3 protein-coding genes are annotated in these 13,112 nt (G+C 69.6%); 1 reads left to right on the forward strand and 2 read right to left on the reverse strand.

Annotated elements, in window-relative coordinates:
• Nucleotides 1–40: 40 nt before the first annotated feature.
• Nucleotides 41–7,642 carry an ESPR-type extended signal peptide-containing protein gene (locus QE373_RS15685; RefSeq protein ID WP_309688237.1) on the reverse strand — a complete coding sequence of 2,534 codons (7,602 nt, stop codon included), beginning with the start codon at nucleotides 7,640–7,642 and terminating at the stop codon, nucleotides 41–43.
• A gap of 440 nt (nucleotides 7,643–8,082) precedes the next feature.
• A complete protein-coding gene (gene purL, locus QE373_RS15690; RefSeq protein ID WP_309688239.1) occupies nucleotides 8,083–11,964 on the reverse strand; it encodes a phosphoribosylformylglycinamidine synthase in 3,882 nt (1,293 codons plus the stop codon).
• Between the two features lie 136 nt (nucleotides 11,965–12,100).
• Here purL and QE373_RS15695 point away from each other — a divergent pair, with 136 nt between their 5' ends.
• On the forward strand, nucleotides 12,101–13,060 hold the full coding sequence (locus QE373_RS15695; protein ID WP_309688242.1) for a hypothetical protein: 960 nt from the start codon (nucleotides 12,101–12,103) through the stop codon (nucleotides 13,058–13,060).
• Nucleotides 13,061–13,112: the final 52 nt, after the last annotated feature.

Below are 13,112 nucleotides of genomic sequence, written 5' to 3' on the forward strand. Positions count from 1 at the left end.
CGCGCGCGGTCGCCACCGTGTTTCTTCGCTCGTCCAGGCGTTACCAGCCGAAGCCGGCACCGACGCCTACCGAGCTGTCATCACTGCTGAAGGCGCCACCGAAGGTGACCGTCGCACGGTCGCTGACCGCACGCTGGTAGCCCAGTGACAACGCCGATTCGCCGCCCTGGAAACCGACGCCGACGCCAACCCGGTTCTGCGTACGCACGCCGGCCGCACTGGTGGCCATGTTCAGCATCGCCGCGCTCATCGCGCCCTGCTGGTCGATGCGGCGATCCATGTTGCGCAGCTTGCCGTCGACATCACCCTTGAACACGTCGAAGCTGTCGGCGACCGACTTGATGCGCGAATCGGTATAGCTGTTGGCCGAGGCCACGCCGCTGTCCAGCTGGCCCTTGTTGACCGCGTCGGTGGCCTGGGTGCCGGCGGCGACGTTGGTCACCTGGCGCTCGTTGCCGACGCTGCCGACCGACACCGAGTTGGCACGGTCTGCAACCGAACCCTGGCCCAGTGCGACCGAGTTGTCCGCCGATGCCGTCGCGCCCAGCCCGATCGCCGTGGCACCTGCGCCACTGGCGACCGCGCCCTGGCCGACCACCGCCTGCGCGCTGGCCTGCGCGCTCGGGGTAGCGGCCGGCAACGCGCCGCCGGCGGCGGTGGACGGTCCATTGCCACCGGCGGCCGGTGACGGCGCGGTGCTGACCGGCGTGCCTGAAGCCAGGCTCTGGCCCAGGTTGGAGACCCGGCTGTCGAGTGCGGTCAACGCGTCACCGACATTGGTGTAGGTGTTGCCCTGGATGATGTAGTTCGGTGCGACGAACACGCCCTGCAGGCCGACGCTGGCGCCACCGCCCAGCATGCTGGCCGCATTGGCCAGCGACTGGAACAACTGGCCACCGTTGACGGCCTGGCGGCTGTCGCCGCTGATGCTGCCGGCGGCGATGTTGTCCACCACCGTGCCCTGCGCGCCGCCGAAGGTCAGCTTGCCGTGCTCGGAATCGTCATAGGCCAGGGTGTTGGCCTGGGTGGTCTGCAGGCCGCCGATGCGGCTGTCGATATCGCTGACCTTGGTTTCCACCGCACCCACGCGCTGGTTGGTGCTGGTCAGCTGCGAACCGGTCACCGCATCGCTGCTGTCGGCGGTCAGGCGGCCTTCGGCCACGTTGACGATGCGACGGGTAGCCGGTGCACTGGCCCCATTGCCGCCGCCGACCGACACCACGTTGGCTTCCAGTGCCTGCGAACCGGCGCCCAGCGCGACACTGCGCGCGCCACTGGCAACCGCATCACCGCCGAGCGCCAACGAACCGGAGCCGGAGGCGATGGCCGAATTACCGACGGCGGTGGCGTTGAACGCGCTGGCCTGCGATAGACCGCCGACAGCCGTGCTGAAGTCACCGCTGGCGTCGGCGCGGAAGCCGAGGCTGGCGGCCACGCTGCCGCCTGCGCTGCTTTCCGCACCCACGGCAGTGGCGGCATCGCCGGCAGCCGTGCTGAAGTAACCGACCGCCACCGATTCCACGCCCGATGCCTCGGACAGGGCACCGGCGGCGGTGCTGCCGGTGGCACTGGCCACGCTGGCCGCGCCGAAGGCCGAACTGGACTCCGCCGATGCACTGCTTTCGGCACCGTTGGCGGTGGCATATTCGGCCGATGCAGCCGCATTGGCACCGCCTGCGGTGGCATTGGCGGCTGACGCCAAGGCATTGAAGCCAACCGCCGAGGCATTGGCACCCACCGAGGTCGCGCCACTGCCCAGCGCAACCGCGCCATCACCGAGGGCGTTGCTGGCTTCACCTGCGGCCAAGGCGTTTTCACCGTCGACGAGGGCACCGGCATCGCTGTCTTCGCTGCCGCTGGCGGCGAAGTACCTGCTGGCCGTTGCACCGGCTGCGGCCACCGCTTCCAGCTGGGCCAGGTTGACCGCATCGGTGGCCTGGCTGCCGGCAGCCACGTTGGTGATCTGCCGGGTGGCACCAGCGCCACCGACCGACACGCTGTTGTCGCGGTCGGCGATGGAATCGGCACCCAGCGCGACGCTGTTGAGCCCAGCGGAAGTCGCCGCGTTGCCGATCGCGGTGCTGTTGACCCCGGACGACCACGCGCCACCGCCCACCGCCGTGGAGTAGTTGCCCGATGCTTCGGTGGCATACAGCCCACCGAGCGTGCCACCGACGGCGACCGTGTTGGTGCCGCTGGCGATGCTGCCCTGGCCGGCCGCCGTGCTGTACGCACCGCTGGCCACCGAATCACCACCCAGGGCCACCGCATTGGAGCCGGAAGCGTTGGCGAAGCTGCCCAGCGCGGTGGTGTTGAACGCCGATGCCTGCGCGTAACCGCCGACCGCGGTGCTGTAGCCGCCGGTGGCTTCGGCGGCGAAGCCGAAGCTGGCCGCCGTGGTACCGATGGCCACTGCTTCGGAACCCACCGCCGTCGCGCCGCTGCCGTCGGCGGTGCTGAAGTAACCCACGGCCACGGCCTCTTCGCCGCTGGCTTCGGCCAGCACGCCGCTGGCGGTGCTGCCGGCGCCGCTGGCCACGCTGCCGGCACCGAAGGCCGCACTCATTTCACCCGAGGCCAGGCTCTCGGCACCGTTGGCGGTCGCGTACTCACCGGAAGCAACCGCGTTGGCACCGCTGGCGCTGGCGTTGGCCGCCGTGGCCTGCGCATTGAAGCCGCTGGCGCTGGCATTTTCACTTGATGCCAAGGCATTGAAGCCGACGGCTGCAGCGTTGGTTCCGATCGCGGTCGCGCCACTGCCAAGTGCAACCGCCCCGTCGCCGATGGCGTTGCTGGCTTCACCTGCCGCCAGTGCGTTTTCGCCTTCAACGAAGGCACCCGCATCGCTGTCTGCGCTGCCGCTGGCCTGGAAGTACTTGCTGGTGGTTTCCCCTGCTGCCGCCACGGCTTGCAGCTGGTCCAGGTTCACCGCGTCGGTGCCCTGGGTGCCGGCGGCAACGTTGGTGACCTGGCGCTCGTTGCCGGCACTGCCGACCGACACGGTGTTGGCACGATTGGCCACCGAGTCGGCACCCAGCGCGACCGAGTTCACCGCACTGGCGGTGGAGAAATAACCGATGGCGGTGCTCTGGTCGCCGGTAGCGAACGCCAGCGTACCGGCCGCCGTGGCGTTGTCACCGCTGGCCTGCGCACCCGCGCCCACCGCCGTGGCCGCTTCGCCGCTGGCCTCGGTGGAGATGAAGAAGCCCAGGCCGGGCAGCAGGTCGACCGGACCACCGATGGCCGTGCTGCTGGTGCCGGTGGCGACGGTCTGCGTACCGATGGCCGTGGAGTAGTCGCCGATGGCGTTGGACACCGCACCGAAAGCCGCGGATTGCGCGCCGGAGGCATACGCGCCCAGGCCGTAAGATGCTGCACCGAAGCCGCTGGCAACGGCGCTGGCACCGACGGCGGTGCCGCCGAGTCCGGCACTGGTGGCACCGGTATCCACCGGCACCCCGCCATTGGTGATCAGCGGATTGCCGTCCTCGTCCACGGCCACGCCGCCGACGGCGACGCTGCCCGGGCCGGTGGCCTGCGCGTTGTTACCGAACGCGGCGCTGTTCTGCCCGGCGGCCAGGGCGTTGAAGCCCACTGCCGTGGCACTCTGGCCCACCGCGGCAGCCCCGCTGCCGAGCGCAGTGGCGCCATCGGCCAATGCGTTGGACGCCTCGCCGATAGCCGTTGCGTTGGCGCCCGCTGCAAGTGCTCCGGCGTCGCTGTCATCGCTGCCGCTGGCCTGGAAGTACTTGCTGGTCGCTTCACCGGCGGCGGCCACCGCGTCCAGCTGGTCCAGGTTCACCGCATCGGTGCCTTCGGTACCGGCTGCGACATGGGTGACGTGGCGTTCGTTGCCGGCACTGCCCACCGCTACGCTGCGTTCGCGATCGGCGACCGAACCGGCACCCAGGGCCACGCTGTTGTCACCGGCAGCGCTGCTGCCCGCACCGACCGCGATGGCACTTTCGCCCAGCGCTTCGGAATTGGTACCGATGGAGATGCTGTTGATGGTATTGCCAAGCGCCTGGTAGCCCAGTGCGACGCTGTAGTCACCGTAGCCGAATGCACCGCGTCCGACTGCCGTGGAGCTGGCGCCGTCGGCCCAGCTGTTGTAACCGATGGACGTAGCGCCGCTGCCGCTGGCCCATGCCGCCGGACCAAACGCCGAGGCATTGGTCGCCGTCGCCCATGCGCTGGAACCGAACGCCGTGGCGCCTGCCGCGGTGGCGAAGCTGTAGCCACCGACGGCCGTGCTTTCATCGCTGCTGGCCCACGCGCTGTCACCGATCGCCACGCTGTAGCCGCCGGTGGCGCGCGCCTTGTTGCCGCCGGCAAAGCTGTTGTCACCGGTGGCCTGTGCGCCGGAGCCGAAGGCATTGCTGACCAGGCCGGTCGCCTGCGCCGCGTTGCCCACCGCCGTGGAGCCCGCGCTGGCGCTGGTGCCGGTCAGCACGGCGCTGCCGTCATCGTTGAAGATCGGCGAGTTGTATTCGTCATACGCCTGGCCGAGGCCACCGATGGCCACCGCGCCTTCGCCGCCGGCGCTGGTGTTGCGGCCCACCGCCACGCTGTCGTTGCCGACCGCAGAGGCACCTGCGCCCTGCGCCACGGCACCCTCACCGATGGCATTGCTGGCCGAACCGGCCGCCAATGCGCCTTCGCCTTCGGCCCATGCGCCGACGTCGGTGCCGGTCTCCGGCTGTGCCTGGAAGTACTTGCTGGTGTTCTCCGCCCCTGCAGCAACCGCATTGAGCTGGTCCAGGTTTACCGCATCGCTGCCTTCGGTGCCGGCCGCCACGTTGGTGATCTGGCGCTGCAGGTCGGCGTTGCCGACCGACACGCTGTCCGCGCGGGTGGCGATGGAGTCGGCACCCAGCGCCACGCTGTTCTCACCGCGTGACTCGGCCGCATTGCCGAGCGCGGTGCTGTTGGCACCCGGTGACCAGGCACCTCCGCCGACGGCGGTGGAGTAATTGCCGGATGCTTCGGTAGCGAGCAGGCCGAACAGCGCCCCACCCACCGCGACGCTGTTGGTGCCACTGGCGATGCTGGCCTGGCCGGTCGCGGTGCTGTAACCGCCACTGGCCACCGAATCGGCGCCCACCGCCACCGAACTGTTGCCAGTCGCCGCACTGCCGGTACCCATCGCGGTGGAGAAATCACCGGTGGCGTTGGACACCGCGCCGAACGCCGACGCCTGCGCGCCGCTGGCATAGGCGCCCACGCCGTAGGACGAAGCGGCGAAGCCGCTGGCTTCGGCGCTGGCACCGACGGCGGTGCCGCCCACGCCCGCACTGGTCGCGCCGGTATCCACCGGCACCCCGCCGTTGGTGATGAGCGGGTCGCCATTGGCGTCCACTGCCGCACCGCCCACCGCCACGCTGCCCGGGCCGTTGGCCTGGGCGTTGTTGCCGAAGGCGGCACTGTTCTGGCCGCTGGCCAGCGCGTTGAAACCGACTGCCGTGGCATTGCTGGCCACGGCGGTTGCGCCGCTGCCCAGTGCGGTGCTGCCGTCGGCCAGCGCATTGGACGCCTCGCCGATGGCGGTGGCATTGGCGCCGGCGGCAAACGCACCGGCGTCGCTGTCGTCGCTGCCAGTGGCCTGGAAGTACTTGGCGGTGGTGTCGGCCACCGCAGCGACCGCATCCAGCTGTTCGAGGTTCACCGCATCGGTGGCCTCGGTACCGGCGGCGACGTCGGTGATCTGGCGCTCGTTGCCGACGCTGCCGACCGCGACCGAGTTGGCGCGCACCGCTTCGGAATTGGCACCCAGCGCCACGCTGTTGGCGCCCCGCGCCGTGCTGTAGAAGCCGACCGCCGTGCTGTCTTCGCCACTGGCCCAGCTCTGCGCGCCGAGCGCGCTGGCGCGGTCGCCGGGTGCATAGGCGAAGTAGCCGATGGCCGTGGCCTGCTCGCCGGACGCTTCGCTCAGCGTGCCGCTGGCCAGGCTCAGGTCACCGCTGGCGATGGCACCGGCGCCCACGGCCGTGGCCGATTCGCCGCTGGCCTGGGTCTGCACGAAGTAGCCCAGGCCCGGGATCAGGTCCGCCGGTCCGCCGATGGCCACGCTGCTGGTGCCGGTGGCGACCGATTCGGTACCGATGGCGGTGGAGTAATCGCCGATCGCATTGGACACCGCACCGAAGGCGGCCGACTGCGCGCCGCCGGCGTAGGCACCCAGGCCATACGAAGACGACGCAAAACCACTGGCCTCCGCGCTGGCACCGACGGCGGTGGCGCCCACCCCGGCGCTGGTCGCGCCGGTATCCACCGGCACGCCGCCGTTGGTGATCAGCGGGTTGCCATCGGCGTCCACCGCCGCACCACCGACCGCCACGCTGCCCGGGCCGTTGGCCTGGGCGTTGTTGCCGAAGGCGGCGCTGTTCTGGCCGCTGGCCAGCGCGTTGAAACCGACCGCTGTGGCATTGCTGGCGACCGCGGTAGCACCGCTGCCGAGGGCCGTGCTGCCATCGGCCAGGGCATTGGACGCTTCACCGATGGCGGTGGCGTTGGCACCGGCGGCAAAGGCGCCGGCGTCGCTGTCGTCACCGCCGGTGGCCTGGAAATACTTCGCCGTGGTGTCGGCGACGGCCGCCACTTCGTCCAGCTGCTCCAGGTTCACCGCGTCGGTGCCCTCGGTACCGGCGGCGACGTTGGTGACCTGGCGTTCAAGCCCGGCCGAGCCGACCGACACGCTGCCGGCGCGGTCGGCATAGGAACCACTGCCCAGCGCCACGCTGTCCGCACCTTCTGCCACGGCGCCGGCGCCCAGCGCCGTGCTTCCGTTGCCGAGGGCATACGATCCACTGCCAATGGCGGTCGCATAGCGACCCGCGGCTTCGGTGGCGTACTGGCCGCCGAGCGTGCCGCCGACGGCAACGGTGCCCTCGGCGGTGGCCAGCGCGGCATCACCCAGCGCCACGGCGTTGGCGCCGGAGGCGACGCTGCCGGCACCGGCGGCGGTGGCCGACGACCCGGATGCGGAGGCGCTGCCGGTGCCGTTGGCCTGGAAATAGCTGGCAGTGGTTTCGGCGATATCGGCCACCGCGTCGAGCTGGGCCAGGTTGACCGCATCGGTGTCGGCGGTGCCGGCCTTCACGTTGGTGATCTGCCGCTCGCTGCCAGCGCTGCCGACCGACACGCTGTCGGCGCGGGTGGCGACGGAATCTGCGCCCAGCGCCACGCTGTTGCTGGCCGATGCCACGCTTCCTGCACCGAGGGCGGTGCTGCTGGTCGCGCTGGCCTGCGCGCCGCCACCGAAGGCGGACGAAAGGGATTTGCTGGCGATGGTGTCGGCGCCGATGGCGACCGCGTACAGGCCGGTTGCAACGCTGTTGTCACCCACGGCCACGGCGGTCGCACCGGAAACCACTGCGGTGCCGGTCACCGCGCACTGCGCCAGCGAGCCGTCTGCCAGGATGCATTCTTCGCTGCCGCCCACCGCAACGGACTGGGCAAGGGCCGCCGGCGCGAACGCTCCCCATCCCAATGCCATCGCCAACGAGGCGCCCACCAGGATCGGACCACTGCCTCGGCGGCGCTTGTCGATGACGTTGCCGGGCTGGTCGGAAGAGGCCAGTTCCGAGGCCACGACCAGCTGTCCGAGTGCTTTGTTCCAGACCTTGCGATAAATCCGATTCATCTGAGTACGACTCCTGGTTGGACTGGTTTTCGGGCAAAGCAACGCCACCGCCGGGCGCAATGGCCCAACGTCCCCTGAGGGCGCTTGTTTCGCGTGATTTACTGCAGTTGCCGAACGGCGAGCAGCGGAACTAACAGCGGTGCGCGCGGTCCTGCGGGTACGGCTGACTGAATGTTTCCAGAACGAGATAGAGGTTTAACGTGAACATTTTCCTGACGTCAATACCTTGACGAAGAAAAAAGAAATGACGTGATTGCCTTCTCGGTTCCGTGCATTCATGTGAACGGGCTGTTATCCAGTGATGAACGCGAGGTGTGCCTGTTCACTCAGCGATCGGCGCCCAACGTCGTCCATTTCGACCGGACATGAAAAAACCCGCCGGTTGCCCGGCGGGTTCTCAGTACGCCTGCGGATTGGCGCTGCGCATCACTGAATGGCGTTCAGCTGCACCATACCCGTGCGTTGCGGAACATCCGCATCCACGGCGAGTCGCCCTGCCATTCAGCAGGCGCCCAGCTGAGGTTGAGCGCGCGCGGGGTGCGCTCCGGATGCGGCATCATGATCGTCACCCGGCCATCGGTGCTGGTCAGGCCGGTAATGCCCTCCGGCGATCCGTTCGGATTCAACGGGTACTGGCTGGCCACGCTGCCGTCGCCGTCGATGTAGCGCAGCGACACGCGTGCAGCGGCCTGGTCCACGGCGGTGTCGAACACTGCGCGGCCTTCGCCGTGGGCCACCGCCACCGGCAGCCGCGAACCGGCCATCCCGCGCAGCAGGATCGACGGCGATTCCACCACTTCCAGCAGCGAGGTACGCGCTTCGAACTGCTCGCTGGCGTTGCGACGGAACTGCGGCCAGTGCTCGGCACCGGGGATGATCGCCTTCAGCTGGCTGATCATCTGGCAGCCGTTGCAGACGCCCAGCGAGAAGCTGTCTTCGCGCGCGAAGAAGGCCGCGAATGCATCGCGCAGCGCACTGCGCTCCAGGATCGAGGTCGCCCAGCCGCGGCCGGCACCGAGCACGTCGCCGTAGCTGAAGCCACCGCAGGCGGCCAGGCCGGTGAAATCAGCCAGGTCCACGCGGCCTTCGATCAGGTCGCTCATGTGCACATCGAACGCACTGAAGCCGGCACGTTCGAAGGCGTTGGCCATTTCAACCTGGCCGTTGACGCCCTGCTCGCGGAGGATGGCGATCTTCGGCCGCACCCCGGTGTTGACGAACGGCGCCGCCACGTCCTCGTCGGCATCGAAGCCGAGCTTCGGCTTCAGGCCCGGCGCGTTGAACGCACGCGCGACCTCGCGTTCCTGGTCGGCGGTGTCCGGGTTGTCACGCAGTTTCTGCATGGCGTGGGTGACCGACCACCAGGCGTCGAACAGCGCCTCCCAGCGCCACTCGACCACGTTTTCGCCGTGCAGCGACACCCGCACCACGGGGGCGGTGGTCGGACGTGCGATGCGCTGCGCGCATTCGGTCAGCGCGTGGCGTTCGACCAGGTCGGCAAACGCCGCGCGGTCTTCGCGCGCCACCTGCACCACCGCACCCAGCTCTTCGTTGAACAGGCTGCGGAACGGATCATCGCCCCAGGCGTCGAGCAGGATGTCCAGGCCCATGCGCGAAGCGAACGCCATCTCGCACAGTGCGGCGAACGCGCCGCCGTCGCTGCGGTCGTGGTAGGCCATCAGCAGGCCATCACGGCGTGCATCGCGGATCAGTTCGAAGAAGGCGCGCAGGCGCTGCGGGTCATCCAGGTCCGGCGCGGTGCCACCGAAGGCCGGCAGTCCGCCGTGGTCGGCGTGCACCTGGGACAGGATCGAACCGCCCATGCGCTGCTTGCCGGCACCCAGGCCGATCAGCCACAGCTCGCTGTCCACATCGCGCTGCAGCAGCGGCGTGAGCTGCTGGCGCACGTCCAGCACCGGCGCGAAGGCGGTGATCACCAGTGACACCGGCGACACGCTCTTGTGCGCCTGGCCGGCGTCGTGCCACTGCGCCTGCATCGACAGCGAATCCTTGCCCACCGGGATGCTGATATCCAGCTGCGGGCACAGCTGCATGCCGACGGCCTTGACCGCGTCGTACAACAGCGCGTCTTCGCCCTCATGGCCGGCAGCGGCCATCCAGTTCGCCGACAGCTTTACTTCATCCAGCGCATCCACCGGCGCGGCGCACAGGTTGGTGATCGCTTCACCGACCGCCATGCGTGCCGAGGCGGCGGCATCCAGCAACGCCAGCGGGGTGCGTTCACCGAGCGACATCGCCTCGCCCACCACGCCGTCGAAACCGGTCAGGGTGATCGCCACGTCCGCTACCGGCACCTGCCAGGGGCCGATCATCTGCTCGCGCGCGGTCAGGCCACCGACACTGCGGTCACCGATGGTGACCAGGAAGTTCTTCGCCGCCACGGTCGGGTGCGCCAGCACGCGCAGGCCGGCTTCATGCAGGTCCAGCCCGCTGGTCTTCAGCGCCGGCCAGCGCGGCGCCGGCGGGTGGTTGGTATCGCGGTGCATCTTCGGCGGCTTGCCGAACAGCACGTCCATTGGCAGGTCGATCGGCGCGTCGGCCGGGGTCGTGCCCGGCGTGGCACCGTAGGCCACCACCAGGTGCTGTTCGGTGGTCGCCACGCCGACGGCTGCGAACGGGCAGCGCTCACGCGCGCACAGCGCGGCGAATTCGGCCAGCCGTTCCTGGGCCACGCCCAGCACGTAGCGTTCCTGTGATTCGTTGCACCACAGCTGCATCGGCGACAGCGACGGATCATCGGTGGGCACCTTGCCCAGGTCGATCACCCCGCCCACGCCGGAATCGTGCAGCAACTCCGGGATGGCGTTGGACAGGCCACCGGCACCAACGTCGTGGAAGAATTTGATCGGGTTGTCCACGCCCATGCCGACGCAGCGGTCGATCACTTCCTGGCAGCGACGTTCCATTTCCGGGTTGTCGCGCTGCACGCTGGCGAAATCGAGGTCTTCGGCACTTTCACCGGAGGCCACCGACGACGCCGCGCCACCGCCCAGGCCGATCAGCATCGCCGGGCCACCCAGCACGATCACCGCATCGCCCGCCTGCAGCGGAATCTTGTCGACCTGCACGCGGTCGATCGCACCGAGGCCGCCGGCGAGCATGATCGGCTTGTCGTAGGCGCGGGTGATGCCGCCTTCGGCCAGCTCGAAGGTACGGAAATAGCCCAGCAGGTTCGGCCGGCCGAATTCGTTGTTGAACGCGGCACCGCCGAGCGGGCCATCGAGCATGATGTCCAGCGCCGGGGCCATGCGCGGGTTCAGCGCGCGCGGTGCTTCCCACGGCTGCGGCAGGGTCGGGATGCGCAGGTGCGACACCGAGAAACCGGTCAGGCCGGCCTTCGGCTTGCCACCACGACCGGTCGCGCCTTCGTCGCGGATTTCACCGCCGGCACCGGTCGCCGCGCCCGGGAACGGTGCAATGGCGGTGGGGTGGTTGTGCGTTTCCACCTTGATCTGGAAGGCGCTGGGCACGACCGCTTCGCTACGGTACTCGCCGCTGGCCGGATCCGGGCGGTAACGCGCGGCCGGATGGCCTTCGATCACCGCGGCGTTGTCGCTGTACGCGCTGAGCGTGTGCTGCGGGGTCTGCTGGTGGGTGTTCTTGATCATCCGGAACAGCGAACGATCCTGTTCCTGGCCGTCGATGGTCCAGCTGGCGTTGAAGATCTTGTGCCGGCAATGTTCGGAGTTCGCCTGCGCGAACATCATCAGCTCCACGTCCGACGGCTTGCGGCCGAGCTGGCCGAAGCGCTCGCGCAGGTAGTCGATTTCATCCTGAGCCATGGCCAGGCCGAGGCGCTGGTTGGCGCCTTCCAGGTCATCCAGCGCCACGCGTTCCAGCGCGCCGCGCGCCGGCGTGGAGAACAGCGTGCTGCCCTGCTCCACGGTATCCAGCACCGATTGCGTCATCGGGTCATGCAGCACCTTCACCAGCGCCTGCTGCGCGGCCGGATCGGTCGGCCAACCCAGCACATCGATGCGCAGGCCACGTTCGACCCGGCTGACCGGCTGGCCCGCACCGCGCACCAGTTCGGTGGCCTTGCTGGACCACGGCGACAGCGTACCCAGGCGCGGGACCACGAAGCGCTGGATGGCGCCGTCGGCCACGGGCTCGGCCCGTTCGCGCGCTTCCAGGATCCGGCACAGGGTGGCGGCATCGGCCGTGCCCTTTCCGTCGGGCTGGATGAAGTACACCTGCCAGGCTCCGCTGATGCGCAGATCGGCGGCAATGGACTGCAGGCGGGATTCGAGACGTTCGCGGCGGAACGCCGACAGGGCGGGCGCGCCCTCGAGGACCATCATGTCCGGGGAACCGTGGTTGGGAAACGGGCCCGATAGTGTACCGGAAGCGGGGTGGCCGGCCCCGATGGCCGATAACTGAAGGCCGCTGCGCGGACCACGCGCAAAGGTGATCCCCCGGCCCGACGAGCACGCTGCCATGCTTTCCGCTTCCGCGACCCTTCTGTCCACTACGCCAGGGCACCTGTCCTCGACCGCCCTGGTTCGCCAGGGCCTGCGCCAGATCCGCGCGGCCGGGCTGGACCGCGCCCCTGCGCCCCGGCATATCGCCAACGCCTGCCCAGGCCGGGTCGCCGCGCATCAGTCAGACCCGGGCGGGTTGCGTGCCGTGCGTGAAAACGCGATGCGCTTCTGGCGCCAGCAGGAGAACCCGCTGAGCCTGCTGGGCAACGCGCCGAAGCCGAAGCCTTTGCCAGCACGGCCGCTGTATGCAAGCGTGCCGCTGCCGCCCTCGCGGGTGTTCGCGCTGGCGCGGACGGGTCCGTGGAGTGCCCCTGCGCAGCCTGCCCCACCCCGGGTGGTCGGCGCGATCCTGAAGCGACATGAGCCCGGGCTGGCGCTGGAGGACTGGCTCGCCTCCCTGCCCGTCCCGCCGCACCGCGACCCTCGCCATCCGTTGGGCCTGATCAGCCCGCATGGCCTGCCACTGCTGGAGCGCAACATCTGCCAGGGCGATCGTCCGTGGCCCAGCCGCACCAGCACCAGTGTCGTGCGTGGCGCGGTTGCACGGGCAGTCGCCTTGAAACAGGCGCGGGACCGCGGCAACGAGGGCTCGCCGTGGCGATCGGCGAAGGCGCCCCCCTGCGCGCATGACACCAGGCCCGACTCGCCCGACAGTGGCCTGTCGATGGGGTCCGGCGATGAGGAACTGCGCTCCGACGAAGCGCTCTGCGCACAGGCCGCCGCCTGTGCGCGCCAGATCGCCGCACGGCGCCAGCACTACCCGGACATGGCCCGCCTGGAGGACCTGCTGCGGGGACTGATCCCCACGCCATCGGCGCACTGCCCGCATCCACCGCACCACTACCCCACCCGACCGCAGAAGAGCGAGCTGCATCCGTACGGCATTCATCGGGCGCTGATCGGCCTGCGCCGCTGAAGGGGGCGCTGGCCTGCGCGATTTCTGGCGGCGAGGCGACGCTGCAGGTTCC

It is taken from the genome of Stenotrophomonas sp. SORGH_AS_0321 (genome assembly GCF_031453215.1).
GTDB classification, from domain to species: Bacteria; Pseudomonadota; Gammaproteobacteria; order Xanthomonadales; family Xanthomonadaceae; genus Stenotrophomonas; species Stenotrophomonas chelatiphaga.